The 24,969-nt window shown below is 71.3% G+C and carries 28 protein-coding genes; 14 read left to right on the top strand and 14 right to left on the bottom strand.

Annotation, left to right across the window (positions count from 1 at the left end; genetic code table 11):
* Nucleotides 1-19: 19 nt before the first annotated feature.
* Together otsB and ACZ60T_RS27210 are read right to left on the bottom strand one after the other, a co-directional pair.
* A complete protein-coding gene (gene otsB, locus ACZ60T_RS27215; RefSeq protein WP_469668238.1) occupies nucleotides 20-871 on the bottom strand; it encodes a trehalose-phosphatase in 852 nt (283 codons plus the stop codon).
* Nucleotides 872-966: 95 nt separating this feature from the next.
* Nucleotides 967-1,194 (bottom strand): DUF3263 domain-containing protein, encoded by a 228-nt coding sequence (locus ACZ60T_RS27210; protein ID WP_469668237.1) that lies wholly within the window; start codon nucleotides 1,192-1,194, stop codon nucleotides 967-969.
* 100 nt (nucleotides 1,195-1,294) lie between these two features.
* Between ACZ60T_RS27210 and ACZ60T_RS27205 the strand changes: the two genes are divergently transcribed.
* The 3 genes from ACZ60T_RS27205 (at nucleotide 1,295) to ACZ60T_RS27195 (ending at nucleotide 4,437) form a co-directional block, all read left to right on the top strand.
* Nucleotides 1,295-2,251, top strand: coding sequence for an ROK family protein (locus ACZ60T_RS27205; protein WP_469668236.1), 957 nt, complete (start codon nucleotides 1,295-1,297; stop codon nucleotides 2,249-2,251).
* The gene (gene nagA, locus ACZ60T_RS27200) at nucleotides 2,241-3,383 is read left to right on the top strand and encodes an N-acetylglucosamine-6-phosphate deacetylase (RefSeq protein WP_469668235.1); all 1,143 of its coding nucleotides are present in this window, start codon (nucleotides 2,241-2,243) and stop codon (nucleotides 3,381-3,383) included. The genes ACZ60T_RS27205 and nagA overlap by 11 nt, the downstream gene beginning before the upstream one ends.
* A gap of 124 nt (nucleotides 3,384-3,507) precedes the next feature.
* Nucleotides 3,508-4,437 (top strand): 1-phosphofructokinase family hexose kinase, encoded by a 930-nt coding sequence (locus ACZ60T_RS27195; protein WP_469668234.1) that lies wholly within the window; start codon nucleotides 3,508-3,510, stop codon nucleotides 4,435-4,437.
* Between the two features lie 13 nt (nucleotides 4,438-4,450).
* On the opposite strand, the gene ACZ60T_RS27190 is transcribed toward ACZ60T_RS27195, so the two are convergent.
* The gene (locus tag ACZ60T_RS27190; protein WP_365624745.1) at nucleotides 4,451-5,392 is read right to left on the bottom strand and encodes a carbohydrate-binding protein; all 942 of its coding nucleotides are present in this window, start codon (nucleotides 5,390-5,392) and stop codon (nucleotides 4,451-4,453) included.
* A gap of 117 nt (nucleotides 5,393-5,509) precedes the next feature.
* Nucleotides 5,510-7,267 carry a diguanylate cyclase CdgB gene (gene cdgB / locus ACZ60T_RS27185; protein WP_469668233.1) on the bottom strand — a complete coding sequence of 586 codons (1,758 nt, stop codon included), beginning with the start codon at nucleotides 7,265-7,267 and terminating at the stop codon, nucleotides 5,510-5,512.
* A 432-nt stretch (nucleotides 7,268-7,699) separates the two neighbouring features.
* Here cdgB and ACZ60T_RS27180 point away from each other — a divergent pair, with 432 nt between their 5' ends.
* Nucleotides 7,700-8,275, top strand: a complete 576-nt coding sequence (locus tag ACZ60T_RS27180) for a flavin reductase family protein (protein WP_365624751.1) — start codon at nucleotides 7,700-7,702, stop codon at nucleotides 8,273-8,275.
* 61 nt (nucleotides 8,276-8,336) lie between these two features.
* Entirely contained in the window at nucleotides 8,337-8,828 is a 492-nt protein-coding gene (locus tag ACZ60T_RS27175; RefSeq protein ID WP_469668232.1) for a GNAT family N-acetyltransferase, read from the top strand.
* 7 nt (nucleotides 8,829-8,835) lie between these two features.
* Here the strand turns inward: ACZ60T_RS27175 and arfB are convergent, their stop codons facing one another.
* Nucleotides 8,836-9,264: an alternative ribosome rescue aminoacyl-tRNA hydrolase ArfB gene (gene arfB / locus ACZ60T_RS27170; protein ID WP_365624757.1), complete on the bottom strand. Its 429-nt coding sequence runs from the start codon at nucleotides 9,262-9,264 to the stop codon at nucleotides 8,836-8,838.
* A gap of 185 nt (nucleotides 9,265-9,449) precedes the next feature.
* Here arfB and ACZ60T_RS27165 point away from each other — a divergent pair, with 185 nt between their 5' ends.
* Nucleotides 9,450-10,025 (top strand): TerD family protein, encoded by a 576-nt coding sequence (locus tag ACZ60T_RS27165; protein WP_365624760.1) that lies wholly within the window; start codon nucleotides 9,450-9,452, stop codon nucleotides 10,023-10,025.
* A gap of 122 nt (nucleotides 10,026-10,147) precedes the next feature.
* On the opposite strand, the gene ACZ60T_RS27160 is transcribed toward ACZ60T_RS27165, so the two are convergent.
* Both ACZ60T_RS27160 and ACZ60T_RS27155 read right to left on the bottom strand, forming a co-directional pair.
* Nucleotides 10,148-10,672 carry an NUDIX hydrolase gene (locus ACZ60T_RS27160; RefSeq protein WP_365624763.1) on the bottom strand — a complete coding sequence of 175 codons (525 nt, stop codon included), beginning with the start codon at nucleotides 10,670-10,672 and terminating at the stop codon, nucleotides 10,148-10,150.
* Nucleotides 10,669-11,850, bottom strand: coding sequence for an XRE family transcriptional regulator (locus ACZ60T_RS27155; protein ID WP_469668231.1), 1,182 nt, complete (start codon nucleotides 11,848-11,850; stop codon nucleotides 10,669-10,671). The genes ACZ60T_RS27160 and ACZ60T_RS27155 overlap by 4 nt, the downstream gene beginning before the upstream one ends.
* A 378-nt stretch (nucleotides 11,851-12,228) precedes the next feature.
* On the opposite strand from ACZ60T_RS27155, the gene ACZ60T_RS27150 reads away from it, so the two are divergent.
* Nucleotides 12,229-13,107, top strand: coding sequence for a class I SAM-dependent methyltransferase (locus ACZ60T_RS27150; RefSeq protein WP_469668230.1), 879 nt, complete (start codon nucleotides 12,229-12,231; stop codon nucleotides 13,105-13,107).
* Nucleotides 13,107-14,138 (top strand): asparagine synthetase A, encoded by a 1,032-nt coding sequence (locus ACZ60T_RS27145; RefSeq protein ID WP_469668229.1) that lies wholly within the window; start codon nucleotides 13,107-13,109, stop codon nucleotides 14,136-14,138. The genes ACZ60T_RS27150 and ACZ60T_RS27145 overlap by 1 nt, the downstream gene beginning before the upstream one ends.
* Here the strand turns inward: ACZ60T_RS27145 and ACZ60T_RS27140 are convergent.
* Nucleotides 14,135-14,584 (bottom strand): NUDIX hydrolase, encoded by a 450-nt coding sequence (locus tag ACZ60T_RS27140; protein WP_469668228.1) that lies wholly within the window; start codon nucleotides 14,582-14,584, stop codon nucleotides 14,135-14,137. The two genes, ACZ60T_RS27145 and ACZ60T_RS27140, sit on opposite strands and share 4 nt — an antisense overlap.
* A 72-nt stretch (nucleotides 14,585-14,656) precedes the next feature.
* Here ACZ60T_RS27140 and ACZ60T_RS27135 point away from each other — a divergent pair, with 72 nt between their 5' ends.
* The 3 genes from ACZ60T_RS27135 to ACZ60T_RS27125 are packed head-to-tail and all read left to right on the top strand — an operon-like array spanning nucleotide 14,657 to nucleotide 17,548.
* Nucleotides 14,657-15,694 (top strand): phosphotransferase, encoded by a 1,038-nt coding sequence (locus tag ACZ60T_RS27135; protein ID WP_469668227.1) that lies wholly within the window; start codon nucleotides 14,657-14,659, stop codon nucleotides 15,692-15,694.
* Nucleotides 15,691-16,722: a S66 peptidase family protein gene (locus tag ACZ60T_RS27130; RefSeq protein WP_469668226.1), complete on the top strand. Its 1,032-nt coding sequence runs from the start codon at nucleotides 15,691-15,693 to the stop codon at nucleotides 16,720-16,722. The genes ACZ60T_RS27135 and ACZ60T_RS27130 overlap by 4 nt, the downstream gene beginning before the upstream one ends.
* A complete protein-coding gene (locus ACZ60T_RS27125; protein ID WP_469668225.1) occupies nucleotides 16,712-17,548 on the top strand; it encodes a P-loop NTPase in 837 nt (278 codons plus the stop codon). The genes ACZ60T_RS27130 and ACZ60T_RS27125 overlap by 11 nt, the downstream gene beginning before the upstream one ends.
* Here the strand turns inward: ACZ60T_RS27125 and ACZ60T_RS27120 are convergent.
* From ACZ60T_RS27120 to ACZ60T_RS27110, 3 genes are all read right to left on the bottom strand, one after another.
* Nucleotides 17,461-17,961, bottom strand: a complete 501-nt coding sequence (locus tag ACZ60T_RS27120; RefSeq protein WP_469668224.1) for a hypothetical protein — start codon at nucleotides 17,959-17,961, stop codon at nucleotides 17,461-17,463. The two genes, ACZ60T_RS27125 and ACZ60T_RS27120, sit on opposite strands and share 88 nt — an antisense overlap.
* Before the next feature lie 90 nt (nucleotides 17,962-18,051).
* Nucleotides 18,052-18,261 (bottom strand): DUF397 domain-containing protein, encoded by a 210-nt coding sequence (locus ACZ60T_RS27115; RefSeq protein ID WP_469668223.1) that lies wholly within the window; start codon nucleotides 18,259-18,261, stop codon nucleotides 18,052-18,054.
* The gene (locus ACZ60T_RS27110; RefSeq protein ID WP_469668355.1) at nucleotides 18,243-19,085 is read right to left on the bottom strand and encodes a helix-turn-helix domain-containing protein; all 843 of its coding nucleotides are present in this window, start codon (nucleotides 19,083-19,085) and stop codon (nucleotides 18,243-18,245) included. Before ACZ60T_RS27110 ends, ACZ60T_RS27115 begins: the two co-directional genes overlap by 19 nt.
* Before the next feature lie 127 nt (nucleotides 19,086-19,212).
* Between ACZ60T_RS27110 and ACZ60T_RS27105 the strand changes: the two genes are divergently transcribed.
* Complete coding sequence (locus tag ACZ60T_RS27105; RefSeq protein ID WP_469668222.1) at nucleotides 19,213-20,172, top strand: bifunctional GNAT family N-acetyltransferase/NUDIX hydrolase; 960 nt, start codon at nucleotides 19,213-19,215, stop codon at nucleotides 20,170-20,172.
* A 41-nt stretch (nucleotides 20,173-20,213) separates the two neighbouring features.
* Nucleotides 20,214-20,714, top strand: coding sequence for a hypothetical protein (locus ACZ60T_RS27100; protein ID WP_365624799.1), 501 nt, complete (start codon nucleotides 20,214-20,216; stop codon nucleotides 20,712-20,714).
* Nucleotides 20,715-20,720: 6 nt separating this feature from the next.
* Here ACZ60T_RS27100 and ACZ60T_RS27095 read toward each other — a convergent pair whose 3' ends face one another.
* Complete coding sequence (locus ACZ60T_RS27095) at nucleotides 20,721-22,145, bottom strand: MFS transporter (protein ID WP_365625168.1); 1,425 nt, start codon at nucleotides 22,143-22,145, stop codon at nucleotides 20,721-20,723.
* Between the two features lie 196 nt (nucleotides 22,146-22,341).
* Between ACZ60T_RS27095 and ACZ60T_RS27090 the strand changes: the two genes are divergently transcribed.
* Nucleotides 22,342-23,010, top strand: coding sequence for a pentapeptide repeat-containing protein (locus ACZ60T_RS27090; protein WP_469668221.1), 669 nt, complete (start codon nucleotides 22,342-22,344; stop codon nucleotides 23,008-23,010).
* A gap of 1 nt (nucleotide 23,011) precedes the next feature.
* Here the strand turns inward: ACZ60T_RS27090 and ACZ60T_RS27085 are convergent, their stop codons facing one another.
* Together ACZ60T_RS27085 and ACZ60T_RS27080 are read right to left on the bottom strand one after the other, a co-directional pair.
* On the bottom strand, nucleotides 23,012-23,497 hold the full coding sequence (locus ACZ60T_RS27085) for a GNAT family N-acetyltransferase (protein WP_469668220.1): 486 nt from the start codon (nucleotides 23,495-23,497) through the stop codon (nucleotides 23,012-23,014).
* A 63-nt stretch (nucleotides 23,498-23,560) separates the two neighbouring features.
* On the bottom strand, nucleotides 23,561-24,967 hold the full coding sequence (locus ACZ60T_RS27080) for an NAD(P)/FAD-dependent oxidoreductase (protein WP_365624808.1): 1,407 nt from the start codon (nucleotides 24,965-24,967) through the stop codon (nucleotides 23,561-23,563).
* Between the last annotated feature and the right edge of the window lie 2 nt (nucleotides 24,968-24,969).

The following is a 24,969-nucleotide window of genomic DNA, read 5'->3' as shown; positions in this document are numbered from 1 at the left end:
GGCGCTCAGGCCACTCAGGTCACTCATGGCTCAGCCGTCGCGTCAGCGCGCGGACGAGGCCGACGATCCCGGCCGGGCCTGCCACCACCAGGTCCGCGCGGTCGGCCAGTTCTTTGACCTCGTCGCTGCCGCTGCATACGAGCAGGCCCTCGATGCCGTCGGAGCGGAGCTTGTCGACGGCGGCGAAGGCGGCGAGGTCGCCGAGGTCGTCACCCGCGTACAGGACCGCTTCGGCGCCTGTCTCGCGGACGTACTCCAGCAGGGCCACGCCCTTGTCCATGCCCGGAGGCCGCAGCTCCAGGACCAGCCGGCCGGGCTCGACGATCAGGCCGTGGCGGGCGGCGAGGTCGGCAAGGGGGCCGCGCAGGGCGTCGAAGGCGGCCTGCGGATCCTCGGCGCGGCGGGTGTGGACGGCGAGCGCGCGCCCCTTCTCCTCGATCCAGGTGCCGCGCCAGGCGCCGATCTCGTCCAGGAATCCGGGCAGTTCGGCGCGGACGGCGGCGACGCCGGGGGGCGGGGCGGGGGCGGTGACGGTGGCGGTGCGGGCGTCCCAGCGTTCGGCGCCGTAGTGGCCGAGGACGACGAGGTGGTCGAGTCCTGGCACGCCCGCGAAGCCGCCCTGGCGGACGGCGACCCCGGCGGGGCGGCCGGTGAGCACCGCGACCGCGGCGACCTTCGGGGCGAGCGCCGCGAGGGCGGGGACCGCGTCGGGGTGGGGACGGGCCTGGTCGGGGTCGGGGACGATCGGGGCGAGCGTCCCGTCGAAGTCGAACACGAGGACGGCCCGGTCGGGCCGCGTGAGGATGGCGTCGAGACCGTCACGCCCGGCGGGGGTCGCGGGCGTCGGCAAGGAGTCCGTGTGGCTGCCCATGGGTCGAGGCTAGTGCGCCCGCGGGCCGAGTGGCACCGAGTGCACACCCGTACGGCGGGAGTCGGCCGGATGTGTGCCGTCCGGGGTGCGCCGGGTCAGCGTTCCTCGCGGCGGGACTCGCGCACGCGGCGCAGGCGGTTGACGGTGACCGGGGCGTGGGCGAGGGCCCTGGGATCGTCCAGGAGGGCGTTGAGCAACTGGTAGTAGCGGACCGGGGCCAGGCCCAGTTGCTCGCGTATGGCGCGCTCCTTCGCGCCCGGCCCGGCGAAGCCGCGCCCCTCCAGGGCGAGGATGGCCAGTTCGCGAGGGGTGAGGTCGTCCATGAGGGAACGGTAACCGGCGGGGCCGACAGGGTGCTTCCCGCACCGAGCGGACTGGCCGAGTGGACTAGACCTCTCTGGGCCAAGGCGCCACACTGTCACCGTGAGACATGTCATCGCCCTCGATGTGGGCGGCACCGGGATGAAGGCTGCCCTGGTAGGGGCCGGAGGTGAGCTGCTGTACCAGGCGCGCCGGGCGACCGAACGCGAGCGCGGGCCCGACGCCGTGGTGGAGTCGATCCTCGGCTTCGCCGCCGAGCTGCGCGCCCAGGGCGAGCGGCGGTTCGGCGCGCCCGCGGTGGCCGCGGGCGTCGCCGTCCCCGGCATCGTCGACGCCGACCAGGGCATCGCCGCCTACTCCGCCAACCTCGGCTGGCGCGACGTACCGCTGCGCGCGCTGCTCAGCCGCCGCCTGGGCGGCGCGCCCGTCGCGCTCGGGCACGACGTCCGCACCGGCGGGCTCGCCGAGGGCCGGATCGGCGCGGGCCGGGGGGCGGACCGCTTCCTGTTCGTGCCCCTGGGCACCGGCATCGCGGGCGCCATCGGGATCGACGGCCGGGTGGAGGCCGGGGCGCACGGCTTCGCGGGCGAGATCGGCCATGTCGTCGTACGGCCCGGCGGCCTCGCCTGCCCGTGCGGCCAGTACGGCTGTCTGGAGCGCTACGGCTCCGCGGCGGCCGTCAGCGAGGCCTGGGCCGAGGCCTCCGGCGACCCCGAGGCGGACGCGGCCGACTGCGCCAAGGCCGTGGAGTCCGGGGATCCGCGGGCCCTGAAGGTCTGGCAGGACGCCGTGGACGCGCTCGCGGACGGCCTGGTCACCGCGCTCACCCTGCTGGACCCGCGCACGATGATCGTCGGCGGTGGGCTCGCCGAGGCGGGCGAGACGCTGTTCACCCCGCTGCGCGCGGCCGTGCGGCGGCGCGTCACCTTTCAGAAGCTGCCGTCCATCGTCCCCGCCGCCCTCGGCGACACGGCCGGCTGCCTGGGCGCGGGACTCCTCGCCTGGGATCTCCTTGACGAATCCGCCGACTCCCCGGAGGTACCCCGTGATGGCCGCTAGCAAGGTTCTCTCCGGTGCCCGTGTGGTGCTGCCCACCGGAACCGTGCCCGACGGCCGTATCGCCGTGACAGGCACCCGGATCGCCGAGCGCGCCGCCGAGGGCGCGGAGACCGTCGATGTCACCGGGCACTGGCTGGTCCCCGGCTTCGTCGACCTGCACAACCACGGCGGCGGCGGCGCGTCCTTCTCGGGCACGGCCGAGGAGGCCCTGACCGCCGTCCGCGCCCACCGGCTGCACGGCACCACCACCGTCGTCGCCTCGACGGTCACCGACGACCTCGACGTGCTCGCCCGCCAGGCCGGGCTGCTGGCCGAACTGGCCGAGCAGGGCGACATCGCCGGGATCCACTTCGAGGGGCCGTTCATCTCGCCGTGCCGCAAGGGCGCGCACTCCGAGTCCCTGCTGCGCGACCCGGATCCGGCCCAGGTGCGCAAGCTGATCGAGGCGGCCCGCGGCCGGGCGAGGATGGTCACGCTGGCCACCGAACTGCCCGGCGGTGTCGACTCCGTACGGCTGCTCGCCGAGCACGGGGTGATCGCGGCGATCGGGCACACGGACGCGACGTACGAGCAGACGGTGGCGGCGATCGACGCGGGCGCCACCGTGGCGACGCATCTGTTCAACGCGATGCCGCAGCTCGGCCATCGCGCGCCCGGCCCGGTCGCCGCGCTCCTGGAGGACGAACGGGTCACGGTCGAGCTGATCAACGACGGTACGCATCTGCACCCGGCCTCGCTCCAGTTGGCGTTCCATCACGCGGGCGCGGGGCGGGTCGCGCTCATCACGGACGCGATGGACGCGGCCGGCGGCGGCGACGGCCGGTACATGCTCGGCCCGCTGGAGGTCGAGGTCGTCGAGGGCGTGGCGCGACTGATGGAGGGCGGCTCGATCGCGGGCTCGACGCTCACCCTGGACCGGGCGTTCCGGCGGGCCGTCACGCTCGACCGGCTCCCGGTGGAGGACGTCGTCGCCGCCCTCAGCGCCAACCCGGCGAAGCTGCTGGGCGTGTACGACCGGGTGGGCTCTCTGGAGCCCGGCAAGGACGCCGATCTGGTGCTGCTGGACGAGGAGTTCGGCCTCAAGGGTGTGATGCGCCGGGGTGAGTGGGTAGTCGATCCGCAACTGGGCTGATTCGTCAGCGTTTTGGCGTACGGCGGTCGCCCGGGGCGAGTGGGACGGCCGCCGACGTGTTTGGCATGATCGTGCCGCACCGCGCCGCGGCACGCGCCATCCGCATGCGAGGGAGGTCCACCGGGTGATCCTGACGGTCACGCTGAACACCGCTCTCGATGTCACCTATCACGTACGGGCGTTGAGGCCGCACGCCTCGCACCGGGTGACCGAGGTGACCGAACGGCCCGGCGGCAAGGGCCTGAACGTGGCCCGTGTGCTCGCCGCGCTCGGCCACGAGGTGACCGCCACGGGCTTCGCGGGCGGCGCGACCGGCCGCTCCCTCAAGGAGGGGCTCGCCCACTCCCCCGGCATCACGGACGCGCTGATCCCCATCGAGGGCGTGACCCGGCGCACCGTCGCGGTGGTCGACGACAGCACCGGCGATGCCACCCAACTCAACGAGCCGGGACCGGAGATCACGCCCGAGGACTGGTCGGCGTTCCTGACGACGTACGAGGAACTGGTGCGCTCCGCCGCGGCCGTGGCCCTGTGCGGCAGCCTGCCGCCGGGGGTGCCGGTGGGCGCGTACGCCCGACTGGTGCGCACCGCACGGGGGTCGGGCGTGCCCGTGCTGCTCGACACCAGCGGTGAACCGCTGCGTCGCGGGGTCGCGGCCCGCCCGGACATCGTCAAGCCGAACGCCGACGAACTGGCCGAACTCACCGGCTCCCACGAGCCGTTGCGGGCCGCGCAGGACGCCCGCCGACGCGGGGCGCACACGGTGGTCGCCTCACTGGGCGCGGAGGGTCTGCTCGCGCTGACCGCTCAGGGCCGCTGGCGCGCGGCCCCACCGCGCCGCGTCCGGGGCAACCCGACGGGCGCGGGCGACGCGGCGGTCGCGGGCCTGCTGTCGGGCCTGGTGGAACATCTGCCCTGGCCGGACCGCCTGACGCGCGCGGTGGCCCTGTCGACGGCGACGGTACTGGCCCCGGTGGCAGGCGAGTTCGACCGGCGGACGTACGAGGAACTGCTGGAGCAGGTGACGGTGACGGGCGAGGCGACGGCGGCCTGACCCCGCCGGGGCGCTACTGCTTCCAGCCCTCCGCCAGCCACAGTTGGTCGAAGTTCGCGTTGCACTGGTTCCCCTGCTCGCAGGAGATCCGGATCGTGTTGGTGCCCTTGTTCAACTCGACCCAGTTGTACCGGTTCGTCCAGCCCTTCTCCCAGTCCCCTTGGGGCGCCTGGGAGAAGTTCTTCAGTTCCAGGGGCTTGGTCTGCGGTGTGCCGTTGATCGACAGGGTGGCGTCGGAGTCGGCGCCGGGCACGCCGTAGTTGCTGTACAGCGTGTACTTGCCGGTCGCGGGGACGTCCACGGACCAGGTCAGCGCGGCACCGGCCTGGTTGAGCGTCACATAGGACCCGTCCTCGGACCGGGCGCCCTTGATGTCGGACGCCGCCGCCGCGCCGCCGTCCAGCTTCAGCGCCTTCGCGTCCGTCTTCGGCAGGTCCGTGCTCTTCGGCGGGTGCTTGGTCGTCGTGGGCTCGCTCGGCTCGTCGGTCTGTTCGGTCGTCTCGGTGACGGTCGGCCGGTTGTCGGCCTTGTCGTCCTTCGAGTCGCCACCGAGCATCGCGACGCTGATGCCGATCACGACCGCGGCCACCACCGCGACCGCGCCGATCAGCAGCACCTTGGTGTTGGGCCCGCGGCCCCGGCCGCCCGCGCCGCCGCCCGGACCCATCGGCGTCTGCCGGGTCGCCTGCGCGCCGCCCGGCATCGTCTCGGGGGCCGCGTAGTGCGCGTTCGGCTGGCCGTACGCCTGCTGGGGCGGCTGGCCGTAGGCGCCCGCGGGGGGCTGCTGCGGCTGACCGTACTGACGCTGTCCGACCGCGCGCACTCTGTTGACGGAGCCCGGGTAGCCGTAGCCACCGGTGGGTGGCTGGGCACCGTTGGCCTGGCCATCGGCGTAGAGGTAGCCGAACGGGTCGTCGTCCTCGGGCGTGCTCGCGCCGTTGTCGCCGGCCGTCATCCCTTGGTCTCCTCAACAGGTGCGGGTCCAGATGCGTATGTGGCTGAATGGCGAGCCTACCTGCTCCCAGGAACCCTTACCGGTGCTCTCCCGGTCACCCCTTCGCTGACCTGCGGTTTACCCCGCACGCCGATGCTGTTTGGGACGAGATCGTTTCTCTACGTACATCCGTTCGTCAGCCGACTTCAACACTTCGTCGGCCGTCATGCCGCAATGGGCCCAGCCGATACCGAAGCTGGCACCGACCCGCATCGCGCGGCCGTCGACCCGGATGGGCTGGATGATCTCGTTGCGCAGCCGCACCGCGAGGTCCTGCGCGTCGGCCTTGCCGAGCCCGTCGGCGAGGACGACGAACTCGTCACCGCCGAGCCGGGCGACCGTGTCCCCGTCGCGTACGCCGTTGCTGAGCCGCCGGGCGACCTCGATCAGGACGGCGTCGCCCGCGTTGTGCCCGAAGCGGTCGTTGATCGACTTGAAGCCGTCGAGGTCGCAGAAGAGCACCGCGAGCCCCTTCGTGCCGTCGTCCACGCCGCCTTCGGGGGTGGCGATGTGCACGTGGTGGTCGAAGGCGTCGTACGGGCCGGGCCCGGCATGGAGGTCGAAGGCGTGCCCGCCGCTCTCGTACCCGGCCGGATGCCCCGCGCCCTGCCCCGCGTCGCCCTCGTACACGACCGGGTGATCGGTGCTGTGCGCGCCGCCTTCGTACGCCCCCGGATGACCGGCCGCATGGCTCCCGTACGCGGCGTCCAGGGAGTCGGCCGCGCTCGGCGGCAGGGCGTGCGGGCGCTGGCAGAGACGGGCGGACAACCGCGAGCGCAGCTCGGCCGAGTTGGGCAGGCCGGTGAGGGAGTCATGGGAGGCGCGGTGGGCGAGCTGGAGCTCGCGGCGCTTGCGTTCCTCTATGTCCTCGACATGGGTGAGCAGGAAGCGGGGCCCGTCGGCGGCGTCGGCGACGACGGAGTTGCGCAGCGACACCCATACGTACGTGCCGTCCCGGCGCACCAGCCGGAGCTCGGCCCGGCCGCCCTCCGCGGAGGTGCGCAGCAGGGTGCCTATGTCCTCGGGGTGGACGAGGTCGGCGAAGGAGTAGCGGCGCAGGGCGGAGGCGGGGCGGCCGAGCAGTCGGCACAGCGCGTCGTTGGTCCGCAGGATCCGCCCGTGCTGGTCGCCGCCCAGCTCGGCGATGGCCATACCGGAGGGCGCGTACTCGAAGGCCTGGCGGAAGGACTCCTCGCTGGCACGCAGGGCCTGCTGCTCCCGCTCCAGCCGGACCAGCGCGCGCTGCATGTTGGCCCGCAGCCGGGCGTTGCTGATGGCGATGGCCGCCTGGAACGCGTACACCTGGAGCGCCTCGCGCCCCCAGGCGCCGGGCCGTCGCCCGTTGCGCGGGCGGTCCACCGAGATGACCCCGATGAGTTCGCCCGCGGCACCGTTCGGGACGTTGGGCGTGCGCATGGGGGCGAAGAGGCGGTCGCAGGGGTGCCACTCGTCCTCGAAGCGGGGGTCGGGGCCGCCCGTGTACCACTGCGGTACGTCGTCCTCGTCAAGGACCCAGCCCTCGGTGTGGGGTATGAACCGCAGGTCTCCCCAGGCCTCGCCCATCTCCAACCGGCGCTCCCAGGAGGCGCGGGAGCCGACCCGGCCGGTGATCAGCGCCTCGGCGGCGGGGTCACCGGCGAACGCGGCCACGACGAGGTCACCGTCCGAGCGGACGAGGTTGACGGCCGCCAGCTCATAGCCGAGGCCGCTGACGATGCCTTCGGCGACGGTCTGGAGGGTGTCCGCCAGGCTGCGGGCGGTGTTCATGTCCGCCATCACCTGATGCAACTGTCGCAGGGTCGCAAGACGGACGTACGGCTCGGATTCGGCCTCCACTCGCCCTCCCCTCGAGGTCTCGCAGCAACTCCAGGGACGCGTCGGGTTCCACGGTTCTCTCGGTCTGTCTCGCCGACGCTACTGCGCGTACTCCGGAGGTAGCGTGGTGCAGCGTCACCGCCACTGAATCACAGCGCGCTGCCCACTAGGTACACAGGGTCAACAAATAACGACTCCTGTGACTCAAGTCACAGCTATGTGTGGGAGGTTGAGCGGGGGCTCCCATGCTTCCCGAGCGCTTCCCGAGCCTGCCTCGGGTCGGTGGAGATGGAGTGATCATACGCGCCAACTCACGTACTTCCAGGGCGGGTTGAGATCCTCGCGGCGCGGCCGTGACGACAGGTCCGGGCCTGCGGTGCGGCGCTGGTCCTAGGTCCTGATCGGGGCTTTGGTCCGATGTGTCGGCCCGGCGACGGCGACTAGCGTGCTCACGTGCTCAAGACTCCTGCCGCCCTCCGCGTCCCCGCCGTCCCACCCGCCTCCGGGCATGCTGAGGGGGTGAGCAACGACGAGTTCCGCGCCGCCATGTCCCGGCTGGCCGCGGGTGTGGTCCTGGTGACCGCGCACGAGCCGGCGCTGGCCCCGGACGGGCCGCGCGGCGAGGACGTCGGCATGACGGCGACCGCGTTCCTGTCGGTCTCCCTGGACCCGCCACTGGTCCTGGTCAGTCTGCGCGAGGGGTCCCGGATGGACGATCTGCTCGCCGAGCAGCCGATGTGGGCGGTCTCCGTCCTCGCGGAGAGCCAGCGGCACATCGCGGGCCGCTTCGCGATGAAGGGCCGCATCAGCGACCGGCTGCTGTTCGAGGACATCCCGTACGTGCGCGGCGAGACGAGCGGCGCGCCGCTGGTCGGCGGGGCCCTCGCGACCCTGGAGTGCCGTACGGAGCAGCGGGTGGCCGCGGGTGACCACACGCTGGTCATCGGCCGGGTGCTCGCGGCCCAGCTCCCGAGCGCGGAGGGCGGACCGCTGACGTACTTCCGGGGGCGCTACCGGCACCTGGGCTGACGCCCGGGGGCGCGCGGTAATTCCGTGGCCCGCCGGGAACCTCCCCGCCTACGGTGCCCGGATGACGACGACAGACCAGAACCGGACGACGACGGGCCCGCGCCTCGAAGAGGTCACGCCCCGGAACTTCGACACCGCGATCGCCATCAAGGTCCGCCCGGACCAGGAGCACGCCGTCTCCCCCGTCGTCCAGTCACTGGCGGAGGCGTACGTCCATCCCGCGGGCGTCGCCTGGCCGCGCCTGATCGTCGACGGCGAACGCCCGGTGGGCTTCCTCATGGCCTTCTTCGACATCGACTGGCACAACGACGGCAGCCTCTTCCGCTCCGGCCTGTGGCGGCTGAACATCGCGGCGGGTGAACAGGGCCTGGGGTACGGGCGGTTCGCGGTCGAGTCCGTGGCCGCCGAGATACGACGCCGGGGCGGCGACCGCCTCTACGTCACCTGGCATCCCGGACCGGACGGTCCCGAGAAGTTCTACCTGCGGCTCGGCTTCCGGAAGACCGGCGAGACGAGCGGGGACGAGACGGTGGGCGTACTGGACCTGAGCTAGACCGGCGCTAGCCCCAATCCCGCCCCGACCGGCCTCGCTTGGTCTCCGAGCGCTGCTTCTTCTCGCGCAGCCTGCGTTCATTGATGCCGCGCGGGATACGGGTCGCCCGGCGGGGCCGGGGCGGCGGGGCGCTCGCCTCCGCGAGCAGGGAGGCGAGGCGTACGGCGGCGGCCTCGCGGTTGCGCCACTGCGAGCGGTGCTCGGAGGCGCGCACGCTGACGACGCCGTCCACGAGCCGCCCCGCGAGCCGTTCGAGGGCCCGCTCCTTCCACACCTGCGGCAGCGCCTCGGTGTTAGCGAGGTCGAAGCGCAACTCCACCTGTGTGTCGCTGGTGTTGACGTGCTGTCCACCGGGCCCGGACGAACGCGAGAAACGCCACATCAGCTCGGCCTCGGGGAGCGAGACGGAGCCGCGGATGACGTAGGGGCCGGACATGCCTCCATGGTCGCGCGCCTGTCCGATCCGCGTCACCTCGTTTTCGGGCAGTCGGGTAAAGAAAGTAAAGGGGGGCGGAACCATGGGGACCCCTCTCGACGTTGCAACCGTTAGCGGTAGCTTCGTGACCGTACGAAGCCGCACACAACGCACCGCGTACGCGACGAGGGAAGGAACTCCCCACCATGGCTGTAAGCCTGTCCAAGGGTGGCAACGTCTCGCTCACCAAGGAGGCCCCGGGCCTGACCGCCGTCACCGTGGGCCTGGGCTGGGATGTCCGCACCACCACGGGTACGGACTTCGACCTCGACGCGTCCGCGATCGCGGTCAACCCCGAGGGCAAGGTCTACTCGGACCAGCACTTCGTCTTCTTCAACAACAAGCAGACCCCGGACAACACCATCGTCCACACCGGCGACAACCGCACGGGCGAGGGCGCGGGCGACGACGAGGCGATCAACGTCAACCTGGCGGGGCTCCCGGCCGACGTCGACAAGGTCGTCTTCCCGGTCTCCATCTACGACGCGGAGAACCGCTCGCAGAACTTCGGCCAGGTGCGCAACGCGTACATCCGCGTGGTGAACCAGGCGGGCGGCCAGGAGATCGCCCGCTACGACCTCTCGGAGGACGCGGCCACGGAGACGGCCATGGTCTTCGGTGAGCTGTACCGCAACGGCGCGGAGTGGAAGTTCCGCGCGGTGGGCCAGGGTTACGCCTCGGGCCTGGTCGGCATCGCCCAGGACTTCGGCGTCAACGTCTAGTCGAGCCCCTGACCTGGTCAGTAGGAAGGCCCCTCAACTTGGCCCTTGAGGGGTCTTCTTGTGGATACGAGGTGGCCGAAGCGCTCTTGCTTGAGGATGCGATTCAGCCTGTAACGCCGCATCTAGAACAGGCGTGTGCCGTTCCTGAGGTAGCGGGGGTACCTGTCTGTCACGGCGTCGAGTGCGGCCGTGAAACGCAAGCGCATGCGGTCACCGAGGCGGGCATGGGCGACGTCTGTGGTCAGAAACGCGGCTTCGGCCAGCTCGCCGTCCTGTGGGGTGAGCCGGTCGATCTGGTCCCCGGCGACGGTTCCGCCGTCGAAGATGAACGCGAGCTGGTCATCCCAGGGTCCGTGCGGGGCGACCCAGTCCACCACCAACAGCCCGCGCACCGTGATCTGTTGCCCGAGTTCTTCGAGCAGCTCGCGGCGTACTGCGTCCTCCGGCGACTCGTTTGCCTCGGCCATCCCGCCGGGCAGGTCCCAGCCGGGTTTGTAGGTGGGGTTCACCAGAAGGACGCGCCCGGCTGGATCTCGTAGGAGCACGTCAGCGGCAACGCGCTTGCGGGCCTGTTTGGCGTTGCCCTCCGCAAGGTAGGCGAACCACGCTTCAGGGTCGGCGGGAGTCGGTGTCTCGGTGGGCCTCATGCGGTGGTGCCTCCCGGTGACGGTGGAATGAGATCGGCCAGCAGGAGCATTCTGGCGCGGCGTGCGTCATCGAACCGCACCAGGTACTCACGGACCGGCCCGTACCTCTTGTGCGGGTCCAGTAGCCGACGCAGCCCGTCCAGATGCCGCACGACCCGGATGGACCCCAGAGTCGGGCTCGTGCTGAGAAGGTCATGGCCGACGTGCACGGCGGCGTCCAGGTCGCCGCGGCACACGTGGATGTCCACCAGCGTGATCCGGGACAGCGCCAGTGACCGTGCCCGCCCCACCTCCCGTAGCGTGACCGCCTGTTCGGCCTCGCGCAGTGCGCCTTCCAACCGGCCCAGGTCACGCAGGATCAGCGCTGACTCGCTGGCCAGCGCAGCGGCGTCGAACGGGCTCAGCCACGGGTGATCAGCGGTAGCCACCCCTTCGATGTCGCGTTGTGCGGCTTCCAGCGCGCGGGCGGCCGGGGTGCGTTGATCTGCGACGGCCAGGGCCCGCGCCTGCATGGTGTGAAGGCGTGCGGTCAGGGCCGGAATCCGAGACCCTTGCGCCGCGAGGTCGAGGCCGGTCCGGGCCCAGCCGACCGCTTTCGCCACATCCCCGGTCTGGAGTGCAAGGTGGCTACTGCTCGCGGCGACGTGCGCGGCCAGCGGGAGATCGCCGGAGGTGTGAGCCAGGAGGAGCGCGCGGGCGAAGTGCCGCGTGGCGCGGTCATCGTGCCCGGAGTCGTGGGCCATCCAGCCTGCCATCTCGGTGAGCGCTGCCGCAGCGGCGAACACCTGCGGCCCGCTGCCGACATCGACCAGTCGGGGCGCCACCTGGTCCGACAGGTGGCGCACGACGGCCCCGTACAGCCGGCCGCCTCCGGTCTGCCGGTCGGCACTGCGGAAGTGATCCATGGTCACCAGGTCGTCGCCGTCCGGCGGCGGATGGTCGTCCGCCCGATGGTGCTCGCCATCCACCGGCCTGGGCTCCCACGCTCGGCGAGCCAGCCCCAGCAGGTGACCCGGAATGTGGAAGGCGTCGGCGATCTGCTCGAAAAGGGCCAGCTTCTCTACCCGACTCTTGCCGTTCATGTAGTCGTAGAGACGCCCTTGCGTGATGTCGACGGCGGCGGCGATGCGGCGGGTGCTGACGCCTCGGGTGTTGAGTATCCGGAACAGGGCACCCATGTCCCGCTCTTCGCAGGCTCGAAGGAGCCGCTCATCACTGAGCAGACCGGCCACGATCACACGGAGGTCTGGTAACTGCCGGTTCACACGCGACTCCCATGAGTAACGGTGAGTTGATGCTATGCCCAACTGCCGTGAGATGACTCCGGGTTGGAGTCGCCTTCTGGAGTCTCCCGGGATACCCCCATCGCCGTTGACTGTCTGTCTGCCGCCTCAGGTGGCCATCCCGCCCGTAGATCTCCTCTCCGAGGCAAGCGGGCGGGATGTACCCCAGCCCGGGACTCATTGCCGAGGCACCCCTCTGACCGGACCCAGTACCGCCGAACGGGCTCAGAGCCGCACCGGCATCCCGCTCCACCTGCCCTACGAGGAGGATGAGTGACGATCAGCGTTCCCATGCCGTACGTCGACCTGGTCTCCCTGGTCGGCGAGACCAACCGATGCCCTGGCGGCAAGCGGGCCATCTCCCGTCTCGCCCACACGATGCACCTCGACTCCCGCCACCGCGTGCTCGAAGTCGGCTCGAACACTGGATTCACGTCCATCGAACTGGCCGTGCTCACCGGCTGTCGGACGGACGGGATCGAGATCAACCCGGCCGCTGTCGCCGAAGCCGACCGGGCTGCCGCCCAGTTGCCCTCCCACATCGGCGAGCGGGTCGCCTTCCACGTGGGCGACGTCCGTGCCCTGCCTTGGGGGGCGGACGTCTTCGACGCCGTCGTGTGCGGCGGAGCGCTCGGATTCGTCACCGACCGGCCCGCCGCGTTCGCGGAGATCCGCCGCGTTCTGCGCCCGCTCGGCATGGTGTCGATCACCCACCTGTACTACCGCAGCACTCCGCCCCCTGACCTGTCCGGCCACCTCGCCGACATCCTCGGGTTCACGGTGCCCGTGTACGGGTGGGAGCAGTGGCTGGCCGACCTCGCTCCGATCGGCTGGGAGGTCTACCACCTGGACCGCAGGCCGATGGCCGCCCGGCCCACGCGCGTGGTCGACGCCTACGCCGACGCCCTGACCAGCACCTCCCGGATCGCGGCGCTGCCGGTCAAGGAGCGCGCGCGGGTCCGCGAGCAGTGGCGAGAGGTGAGCCGCGTCTTCAATGACAACCACGCGTACTTGGGGGTCCTGGAGCTCGTCCTTCGCCGGCCGGTGCGCGACGACGTACCGGAGCAGCCGGAGTTGTTCATCGAGCCGGGAGCCTATGACCCGCACTTCGAGCGTGCCTTCGTGCCCCTGACGGAATCGGAGACGATCTGATGACGACCGCCACCAGTGCCCCGCCTCTGTGGTCCGGCCCCGGTCGGTACCTGGACCTCATGGACTCTCCGTGGGGCCGCACGCTGGTCACGGTGCAGGACGCGCTGTCCTACGCCACCGTCCAGTTCTGGGCGGCTCGCGGCGTGCCGACCCTGCACCTGCCGGTGACCACCGGCGCGATCTCCTCCCCGATGGGCCTCGGTTCCGACTCCCAGCCGGTCAAGGCCCGCGTGTTCGGCAAGGACGTGTACCTCGCGGACTCCATGCAGTTCGCGCTGGAGTACGGGTGCCGGATGGCCGACACCGGCTGCTACTACCTCATGCCGTCGTTCCGCGGCGAGGACCCCGACCCCTCCCACCTGTGCCAGTTCTTCCACAGCGAGGCGGAGCTGCCCGGCGGCCTGGACACCACCATGTCCGCGGTGGAGAAGTACGTCCGCTACCTGGCCCGGCATCTGCTCGTCACCTGCGCGGACACCATCCGCGCCGTGGCGGGCACGGTCGCCCACCTCGAAGAGATGGCGGACGGCGACGGCCCGTTCGAGCGGATCACCTTCACTGACACGGCCCGGCTGCTGAACCACGACCCCGGGCTGATCCGCACCGGAACGGCGCCGGGGCGGCGCCCCTGGCGCACGCTCACCCGCGAGGCGGAACGGCTGCTCATCGACCGCTGCAAGGGCCCGGTCTGGGTCACCCACTACGACCACTTGGCCGTGCCCTTCTACCAGGCGTTCGCCGACGACAGCCAGCACAGCGCGCTCAACGCCGACCTGCTGTTCGGCCTCGGTGAGATCGTCGGTGCGGGGGAACGACATACCACCGCCGAGCAGGTGCGATCCGCGCTCGCCCTGCACCACGTCGGCGAGGGTCCCTACGGCTGGTATCTCGCGATGCGCGAGCGGCGGCCCCTGCACACGTCCGGCTTCGGGATGGGGGTCGAGCGGTTCCTGATGTGGGTGCTCGACCACCACGACATCCGCGATCTCCAGATCCTGCCCCGCGTCAACGGGCAGAACTGCGTGCCCTAAGCGGCCGTGCTTGCTCGGCCGAGTGCCGCCGTGGCCTGCTGCACACTGCGCAGCGTCCACGGCGGACACGCGGCATCCAACTCCAGAGCGGGCAGCGACTCCCACCGGATGTCCGCCACCTCCTCCGGGGAGGCGATCACCGGCTTCGCTCCCTCGGGGAGTTCACCGGCGAGCACGATGTTGATGACCGGGCTGCCGGTGTCCGTGACGAAGAACGTGCTCTCCGCGTAGACCAACTGGACTCCGTCCAGGTCCACGCCGATCTCCTCCTGGACTTCCCGGCGGGCGGTGTCGGTGATCACGTCCCCGCCGGGAGTCTGCGTGTCCACCGTCCCGCCAACCAGGGACAGCGTTCCCGCTGCGTGTTCCTCGTTCAGTCCTCGCACGATCAGCAGCCACTCATCACCACGGCGCAGCGCCACGTCAACGTTGACCGAATACCTCACGGCTCCTCCTCCGACCGGCCCCGTACGGGGACCCGATGGTAGCGGCGGAGCCGGTCTGGGAGGTGCACAAATATGCCGATCTCAGCCAAGCCGGACCGGTACGGCTTCTTTGCCTTCGACGGGGGTCTGCTCCAACAGCTCTCGGTCGCCTACGGCCTGGGGCCCCTGACCGGGTTCCGGCCGGTCCTGCTGGACGGCGACCACGTCACGCTCATCGACATCCGGTCCCAGACCAGCCGCAAGATGATCATCGAGACGGCCGACGGGGACCGCCTCTTCCTCAAGCAGATTCCCTGGTACTGCGAGCAGGACACGCTCACGCTGGCCACCGCCTGGCAGGCGCAGGCCACCGCCGCCGGACTCCCCGTACCCCGCATCCTGCGCACCACCGAGGGCAGCGCCTGGTACGACATCGGCGGATCATCCTTCACCCTCACCGAGTACGTGCCCGGCCGCCGCTACACCGGCACGCCCCACGACCGCGCCCAGGCCGCCCGGACGATGGCCCTGCTCCACTCCACCCCCGCAGACATTCCCAACGCCCCTTCCGAGGACGCTTTCGTGGGCGCGTTGGACCACATCGCGCTCGCTCCTGTCACGTCCGCTTCGACGGCCGCGCTCGACCTCATGCGGCACGCGGTCCGCTCCTGGGCAGCCCAGGCGGCGGCCTCGGGCTGGGAATCGCTGACCGGACAGCTCACCCACGGAGACACCAACCCCTGGAACCTCATCTACACCGACACCGCAGCCGCCCTGATCGACTTCGACAACGCCCACCGGGGCCCCAGCCTCCGCGACGTCGCCGAAGCGCTCCTGTCCTTCTGCGCCGTCCGATACCGCCAGGACACCACCAACTTCGCCCCCGCCGTGCCCGGCCTGATCAACCGCGGCGAGGCCGCCGACATCCTCACCGCCTACACCCAGGTGCGCGCCCTCACCCCGGTGGAGCGGGCGTGTCTGCCGCCGGCCGGGGGCGCCGTCGCCGTGGGCCTGGTCTGTCTCGGCCTCATGCGCGGCGACTACCCCCACGCCCTCGCCCACGACCTCGCGAGGTGGGCCGCTCGCGTCCCCGACGACATGACCCGCCTGCTGAGGGAGGTGTGCCCGTGACAGCCCTGCTACGACCGGCCGCCCTCGCCCCCGGCGACACCCTCGCCGTGGTCACGCTCTCCGCGCCGGGCCCGGCCGACTACCCCGACGCCTACGCCCGAGGCGTCGCCCGCCTGAACGCCGCAGGCTTCCGCACGGTGGCCACACCGACCACGACCGGCCGCACAGGCTGGACGAGCGGAACCCCCCGTCGGCGCGCGAAGGACCTGAACGACGCCTTCGCCGATCCCGCGATCGACGGGATCGTCACCACCATCGGCGGAAACCACTCCGCGCAACTCCTGCCGTACCTGGACTGGGAGACGATCGCCGCCAACCCCAAGGTGTTCTGCGGGTACTCGGACACCACCGCCCTCCACTACGCCATCCACCGCATGACCGGCATGGTCACCTTCTACGGGCCGGCAGTCATCCCGCAGTGGGGCGAGCACGGGCGCCCTTTCCCCTACACCATCAGCCACTTCCGCACGGTCACCACGACCACCACCACCGGGCCCGGCCCCATCCTGGTCTCCGGCTACCTCGTCCACGAAGGCCATCGCACGGCCCAAGCCGCCCACCGGGCCCGGAGCACACGCCCGGCCCCGCCTCGCACGGCCCTGCGCCCTGGCCGCGCTCACGGCCCTCTCGCCCCGTTCTGCCTACCCTCCATGCGACTCCTCGCCGGGACGGCGTGGCAGCCGGATCTGACCGGCCGCATCCTGCTCCTGGACATCAGCGACCACGCCTACGGCCCCGCGGACTTCGACGCCGACCTGACCCACCTTCGGCAAGCAGGCCTGACCCACGACCCCGCCGCCGTAGTCATGCTGCGCACCCCGACCGGCCAGGAAACCGTCGCATACGCGGATGTCCTGCGCGCCCAGTCCCGCGGTGGCTCCTACCCCGTACTGATCGACGTGGAGGGCGGTCACGTCGACCCCATGCCGACCTATCCCCTCGGCGTGGCCGCCACCGTCGACACCACCGCCCTGACGATCACCGAACCGGCCGTCACCTTGAGGAGGAACCGAACCGATGGCATCTGACCCACCATTCGAGACCCGGGCGATCATCGTGTGGAGCGGCAAGGGAGGTGTGGGCAAGAGCACCGTGGCCAAGGCCGTCTCCCGCGGCCTCAAGGCTCACGGAGTCCGCCCCGGTCACTTCGACGCCGACCTCACCGGCCCCTCGGCCCCCGCCCTCTTCGGCGTCGACGGCCGCCTGCGCGTCGTCGGCCAGCGCATCCAGCCCGCGATCAGCGCAGGTATCCCCGTGGTGTCCACCGGGCTTCTCGCCGACGCCGACCGGCCCTTCATCTGGCACGGTCCTCTCCTGCGCGGCGCCATGCACCAGCTCCTCCACGACACCGACTGGGGCCCCTTGGACGCCCTCGTGGTGGATCTGCCCCCAGGCACCGGTGAACCGCAACTCGCCGTGCTGGACGAACTCGACATCGCCGGGGCCGTCATCGTCACCACCCCCCATGAACTGGCCCTCCGCGACGTCCGCCGATCCCTCCGGATGCTCGAAGAAGCATCGGTGCCACTCGTCGCCGTCGTGGAAAACCTCGCCGAAGCCATATGCCCTTCATGCGCCCACTCCTGGCCACCGTTCCCCGGAACGGCCGGCAAGACCCTCCATGAGCTGCTGCCCGGCACCCGCCTCATCCGCCTGCCCATCGACAGCCAGGCCCCCGAGCTCGACGCAGACGGCAACACCGACGCCCCCCTGATCCGCCGCCTCGCCGACGCCGGCCTGTACTCCGACCTCCTCGCCCTCCCTGTTCAGCCGAGCGGGCAGGTCAGCTCGGGGTGGTGCCGGTTCGGGCAGCAGACGACGTCGAGCGAGACGATGCCGCCGGAGCGGTTGTAGTAGACCCAGCTCACGTCCACGCCGACGGGCAGTACGTCGAGCACGTACGCGCGCTTGATGTCCAGGTCGACGTACGCCTGCCGCCCGTCCTCGCGCACCATCGGCGGGTGGTCGAGGAACTGCCGCGTCAGCCAGTCCAGGACCACGGAGGAGTCGTCCCAGGTCCGCTCGGCCGAGGCCCGGCCGCGCTTCATCAGCCAGTGGCCCGACATCTTGGGCGGCAGCTCGGACGCCGCGAACTCGGCGGCCACCTCGCGGTATCGCTGTTGGACGCGGATGGCCACCTTGTCGTCGTCGGAGACGGGCGGCGCCGGGGGGTCGGGATGCACGGGCCGCCGGTCGCCCTCTCGGTGGTAGTGGTCGGGCGAACCGATCCAGGGGCCGTAACCGTGGAAGTGTCCTGTCCAACGCATAGGCGACGGTGTAGCAGGACGGGACGGCGAGGCCCCGCTACACGCGGGGCGCCCACCGGAATTCACCCGGAGCGGCAGAGTTGCCCGGAATCAGCCCCGGAGCCCGTCACGCTTCACCGCGCCGACGAACGACGCCCAGGCGGTGGCGTCGAAGACGAGCGCGCCGACAGCGGGGGCCTTGCTGTCACGGACGGGGACGACGGAGGGGAGGTTGTCGGCGACCTCTACGCACTGGCCGCCGTCTTGGTTGCTGTAGCTGCTCTTGCGCCACGTCGGGTTGGTCAGGTCGGTGACTCGCACGGCACTTCCTCCAACATCGACAGGATGAACTTCCGCGACTCGGCCGGAGACAGTGCCAAATCGCGTACCAGATCGTATCGATGCTGAAGCCGTTCGACAGCGGCCGTTTCCTGAACGAGGTCGCCCGCGTAGCCGTTCTCCACCCACGCCGTGGTCAAGCCGCCAGCGCCACGCAGGAACATGGTGTCAGTGTTCGTCAGCGCATGGAGTCCTGCGGACATAGGCAGCACCTGGATAGCGATGTTGGCGCGGCTCTCCATGCACAGCAAGTGGTCCAGTTGCGCATGCCGCGCCTCGGCGTCCCGCAGCGGAGTACGCAGTACGACCTCAGAGAGGATCGTGCGGAACTGTGGTGCGAAGTCCGTCATCAGCACCTCGCGGCGTCCGACGCGGGCCTCGACCTGCGCATCCAGTTCGTCCCCGCACAGCCCACCTGCTGCCAGCAACTCGCGTGCGTACTCCGGGGTTTGAAGCAGACCAGGCAGGCCCGCCGCAGCGAAGTGCCACAGGCTCACCGCCTCGCTCTCCAGCGTCATGTACCGGCGGTACCGCTCCTTGAACTGCGAGGGGTCGGCCACCGCCAGTTCCCACAACGCCAACAACAACCCCGGCGTCCCGTAGTACTGGTCCAGCGCCTGGACCACCTCCGGGCTCCCCAGTGTCTGGCCGCTCTCCATCTTGCCGAACAGCGACCAGTCCCAGCCCAGCGCCTCGCCCAGCTTGCGCAGGCTCAACCCCCGTTCCGTGCGCAGCAGTCGCAGTTCCTCCGCGAAGCGCCTGCGCGGTTCCTGACTGCGCCCCGTGATCACCCTTCTCGGCGGCATCGCGTCCTCCACGGCGTCGTATCTCTCGGAAGACGCAAGGTAATTACGCCCCCGGGCTACGCGCAGGCGTTCGCGGAAAGAACACTCTGACTGCGTACAGGCCCGACGAGCCCTTACGTTGCAGGACATGATCCTCACTCCGCTTCTCCTCACCCCCGACCACGACATCCCGGCCCCGCTGCTCGCCGAACTCACCGCGCTGTACGCCTCCCAGCACGAGTTCCACACCCTCAGCGGTGACTTCCCGGACCCGTACGACATCCGTCCCGAGCAGGTGAAGGCCGCGCTGGTCGAGGAGTTGGCGAACCCTGATGCGGAGGTTCTCCTCGCCCGTAGTTCGGCGGGACGTCTCGTAGGGATCGCGATCACGCTCGCCCACCACCCCGATCCGGCCGACCCCGACCCGTGGATCGGGCTGCTGATGGTCGACGCGGGGGCGCAACGGAACGGATACGGACGACAGTTCGCGGCACTTGTCGAGGAGCGCTTCCGGCTCGCTGGACGTACCGGCGTCCGGCTCGCCGTGCTGGCGAACAACCCCAAGGGCCTCGCCTTCTGGACGGCCCTCGGCTACGCGACCGTCGACCACCGCGCGGACCGCAGGCTCGGCCGCCCCTGTGCCGTGCTGCGCAAGGAGCTGCGCACGCCGCGCAAGGCGGCTCGCGTCGCCGTGGTCGACCCCGAGGGCTCGGTCTTCCTCTTCCGCTACGACAACGTCGAGGTGGGCCATCACTGGGCGCTGCCCGGTGGCGGCCTGGAGAAGGACGAGACGCCGCGCGAGGGCGCCGTACGCGAGCTGCGCGAGGAGACCGGCTGGACGGATCTGGAGCCCGGCCCGCTGCTGTGTACCTGGGAACACGACTTCACCCACTCCGGGATCCCTGTCCACCAGCACGAGCACATCTACGTCGCCCACGGCCCGCATCGCGACCTGAGCGGTCCCCACCTGGCCGCCGCCCACGCCGAGGACGGCATCCTCGGGTGGCGCTGGTGGACCCGGCGGGAGCTCGTCGAGACGTCGGAGTCCGTATGGCCGCCCCGCCTGGGTGAGCTGCTCACGGAGCTGGACGGCGGCCTGCCGTCCTGACCGCGTACGGCCCCGCTCCCCGGCCGTGACACCATCAGCCCGTGCTCGACATCGGCTACGCCCTCTCCAACCGCTTCCCCGACCCGCCGCAGACCGACTACCGCCTCGCGGACGTCCACGCGCTGCGGCACGACCTGTTCTGCGGTGACGTCTACCTCGCCGACACCAAGACGGACCGGGAGTTGTCCACAGCCTGGGGATGGGTGCCGGTGCTCGACTTCGCGTGGGCGCTGTGCGACATCGTCGAGCGGCTCGACCGCGACCCGCTCGGCAGTCGCGCCGCCCGGCCGCAGCAGGCGGAGCTGGACTTCACCGAGTCCACCGACCGCCTGCTCTTCGAGCGCCGCTTCGGCTGGGTGGACATCGAGGCGGAGTGGATCCCGGCGGACGAGCCGCCGCTCACCTTCTCCCACACCGAACTGCGCCGCGAGGCACGGGACTTCCTGCACGACCTGATCGCCGACCTGACCGACCTCCACGAGGGCCTGCGGGACAACCCGGCGATCTGGACGCTCGAAGCCCGCTTCCCCCGGATCTCGTAGCGCCGGTCAGCAGCGGCGCGCGTCCTGCGGCAGGGGCACCGGGGCCGGGCCGCGGGCCGCGGGCTTCGCCTCGACCATCAGGCCCGCGGCCAGGCCCGCGAGGAGCAGGACGCCCGCCGCCCACCAGAGGGCGACCGTGAAGCCGTGCACGGTGCCCTGCCGGACGATCTGCGCCCGCTCGGCGGGATCGTGCAGATGCGCGGCGAGATAGGCCGTGCCGCTGGTCGTCGCGAGGGTGTTCAGCAGGGCCGTCCCGATGGAACCGCCCACCTGCTGCGACGTACTGACGGCGGCCGAGGTCACGCCCGACTCATGGGGCGCGATCCCGGCGGTCGCGGTCGCGTAGATGGGCATGAAGGTGAGGCCCATGCCCAGGCCCATCAGCACGAGACCGGGCAGGATCTCCGTCGCGTACGGCGAGTCCACCGTGATCCGGGTGAGGAGCGCCATCCCGGTCGCCGTCAGCACCGTGCCCGGCACCATCAGCACGCGCGGCGCCACGCGGGGCAGCAGCCGGGCCGAGATCTGCGTCGCGGCCACGACGCTCGCGAGGGTCATCGGCAGATAGCCGAGGCCCGTCCGCAGGGGCGAGTAGCCGAGGACGACCTGGAGATAGAAGGTCAGCAGCAGCGAGACGCCGAAGACACTGACGACGGCCAGGCACATCGTCAGGAAGCACCCGGCCCGGATGCGGTCCTGGACGATGTGCAGCGGCAGCAGCGGTCGCGGCGCCCGCGCCTGCCACCACACGAACACCACGAGCAGCACCGCCCCCACCGCGAACAGGGCCAGCACCGCCGGGTCGGTCCACCCACGTGGCTGCGCCTCGCTGAACCCGTACACGAGCGCGACCAGCCCGCCGCAGCCCAGCAGTACGCCGAGGACGTCGAGGCGGGCGCCCGCGTGGCCGGGGCGGTCGTGCAGCACGGTCACGGCGCCGATGACGGCGGCGATCGCGACGGGGACGTTGACGTACAGACACCAGCGCCAGTCGACGTACTCGGTCAGCAGCCCGCCCGCGATGAACCCGATCGCCGAGCCGCTCCCGGCGACGGCGCCGTAGACGCCGAAGGCCTTCCCGCGTTCCCGCGGATCGGTGAACGTGATCGTGAGCAGGCTGAGCGCGGAGGGGGCGAGGACTGCGGCGAAGGAGCCCTGGAGCGCGCGGGCGCCGAAGAGCATCCCGGACGTGGTGGCCGCGCCGCCTATCGCGGACGCCCCGGCGAAGCCGATCAGCCCGATGACGAACGTCCGCTTGCGGCCCACCAGGTCGGCGACCCGGCCGCCCAGCAGGAGCAGCCCGCCGAAGCCCAGGGTGTACGCGGTGACCACCCACTGGCGGTTGCCGTCGGAGATGCCGAGGTCGTGCTGCGCGGACGGCAGCGCGATGTTCACGATCGTCGCGTCCAGGACCACCATCAACTGGGCCATGGCGATGACCGCCAGGCCCCACCAGCGGCGGGGATCGGCGTCCTCGGCTGCCGCGGGCTCTCCCGCTCGGAGGGCGATCACCCTGCCAGAAGACCATGGATCACCACGTAACGCACCTTCAGGACAGGTCGGGGAAGGGCCGGTCAGAGAGGCGACGGCCGGGGGCGGTGTCAGTGGTGGGGTGCACGATGGGGACATGGTGCACAGGAAGCGGGTGGTGAAGGCGGCGCGCAGGCCCGAGGTGCGGCTGCCGGAGCTGATGGCGTTCGACGAGGGGGAGTTGACGCCGGACGGGGACTACGACGGGCTGGAGTTCCGGGACGCGGAATTCGTCGGGCAGGACGGCGCGGGCGCCCGGTTCATGGACTGCGCGCTGACGGGCTGCGCGCTGGACGAGACGCGGCTGCGCCATGCCCGGATCCTGGACTCGGTCCTCACGGGCATACGGGGCGTGGGCACGGACCTGGCCGAGGCGACGCTGCGCGATGTGGAGCTGGTGGAGGCCCGGCTCGGCGGGGTGCAGTTGCACGGCGCCGTCCTTGAGCGGGTGCTGGTGCGCGGCGGCAAGATCGACTACCTGAACCTGCGCAAGGCGCGGCTCAAGGACGTCGTCTTCGAGGGCTGCGTCCTGGTCGAGCCGGACTTCGGGGCCGCCCGGCTGGAGCGCGTCTCGTTCACCGACTGCGTCCTGAAGGGCGCGGACCTCACGGCCGCGACCCTGGTGGACGTGGACCTGCGGGGCGCGGCGAAGCTGGACATCGCCCGGGGTGTGGACCGGCTGTCCGGGGCGGTGGTCAGCCACGCCCAGCTCCTGGACCTGGCCCCCGTGCTGGCGGCGCAGATAGGGCTGCGGGTGGCGGACTGAGTCAGCTCTGCTCGGCGCCGCCGCCCAGTTCCGCCAGCGCCTCGTCCGTCAGCCGGTACACCGTCCACTCGTCCTGCGGGCGGGCGCCCAGGGCCTTGTAGAAGCCGATGGCCGGGGTGTTCCAGTCGAGCACCGACCACTCCAGGCGCTCGTAGCCGCGGGCGACGCAGAGGCGGGCCAGTTCGGTCAGCAGCGCCTTGCCGTACCCGGCGCCGCGGGCCTGCGGGCGGACGTACAGGTCCTCCAGGTAGATGCCGTGCACCCCGCGCCAGGTGGAGAAGTTCAGGAACCACAGCGCGAAGCCGACGACCTCGCCCGTCCCGTCCTCGACGACATGGGCGTAGGCCGCCGGGCGCTCGCCGAACAGGGCCTCGTGGAGCTGCTCCCGCGTCGCCCGTGCCTCGTGCGAGGCCTTCTCGTACTCGGCCAGCTCGCAGATCATCGTGTGGATGAGGGGGACGTCGGCGGGGGTCGCGGTGCGGATCATGGGCGCAGTGTCACACAGGGGTGGCGGGTTCCGGCAAGCCCCGGAACGTGATCTTCCGGGGGCTCAGTGCCGTCCCGCCACCCGGTCCGCGATCCTGGCCAGCTTCGAGGACTCGGCGCTGTGCGTGGTCAGTTCGCGGCGGTCGGCCGTGCGGTAGGTGGCGTACATGCCGTGCACGCCGAGCCAGCGCAGCGGCTCCGGCTCCCACTTGCGCACCCGGTGGTTCACCCAGGGCAGCGCGGTCAGCTCGGTCGCGCCCGCCTGGCCGGAGTCCTGCTGGACCAGATCGCGCAGCGTGCGCGCGGCGAGGTTCGTGGTGGCCACGCCCGAGCCGACGTAACCGCCCGCCCAGCCGAGCCCCGTGGAGCGGTCCAGGGTCACCGTGGCGCACCAGTCGCGCGGCACCCCGAGCACGCCCGACCAGGCGTGGGTCACGTTCACCCCGGCGAGTGACGGGAAGAAGCGGACGAGGATCTCGCGCAGGGCCTCGACGGTGGCCGGCTGGGTGCGGCCGTCGTTGTCCGTGCGCGAGCCGAAGCGGTAGGGCACCCCGCGCCCGCCGAGCGCGATCCGGCCGTCGGCGGTGCGCTGCGCGTACATGTACGCGTGCGCCATGTCGCCGAGCGTCTCGCGGCCCTCCCAGCCGATCTCCGCCCACTGCTCGTCGGTCAGCGGCTCGGTCGCGATCATCGAGGAGTTCATGGGCAGCCAGGTACGCCGCTGGCCCTTCAGCGACGCCGTGAACCCCTCGGTGCAGCGCAGCACATAGGGCGCCCGGACGGTGCCGTACGGCGTCACCGCGTGCTTCGGGCGGATCTCCGTGACCGGGGTCTGCTCGTGGACGGTCACACCGAGCGCCTCGACGGCCGCCGCGAGGCCCTTGACCAGCTTCACCGGGTGCAGCCGCGCCCCGTGCGGGGTCCAGGTCGAGCCGACGGCGTCCGCGACCCGGATCCGCTCGGCGGTCTCCGTGGCGCCGTACAGCTCGCGGTCCTTCTCCCCGTACGACAGCTCGTGCTCGTGGAACGCCTTCAGCCGGGCCAGTTGCGCGGGCGTGTACGCCACCTCCAGGACACCGCCGACGTGTACGTCCGCGTCGATGTCCGCGTCCTCGGTGACCCGTACGACCTCGGCGACCGTCTCGTTCATCGCCTGCTGGAGCCTCACCGCGGCCTCGTGGCCGTGCAGCTTCGCGTACCGGTCGCGGCCCGCGACGCCGTTGTAGAGCCAGCCGCCGTTGCGCCCGGAGGCGCCGTAGCCGCAGAACTTCTGCTCCAGCACCGTGATCCGCAGGAACGGCGCGGCCTTCTTGAGGTAGTACGCGGTCCACAGGCCGGTGTAGCCACCGCCGACGATCACGACGTCGGCGGACGCGTCCCCGGCGAGGGGCTCCCGCGGGGCGGGGAGGCCGTCGTCCGCGTACCAGTAGGAGATACCGCCGTTGACCACGCTGTTCGCTGCGCTGCTCATGC

The sequence above is a fragment of the Streptomyces sp. NPDC104371 genome, assembly GCF_055583785.1.
Note: the sequence above shows the minus strand (reverse complement) of the source record. Positions and strands in the feature narration are given on the sequence as shown.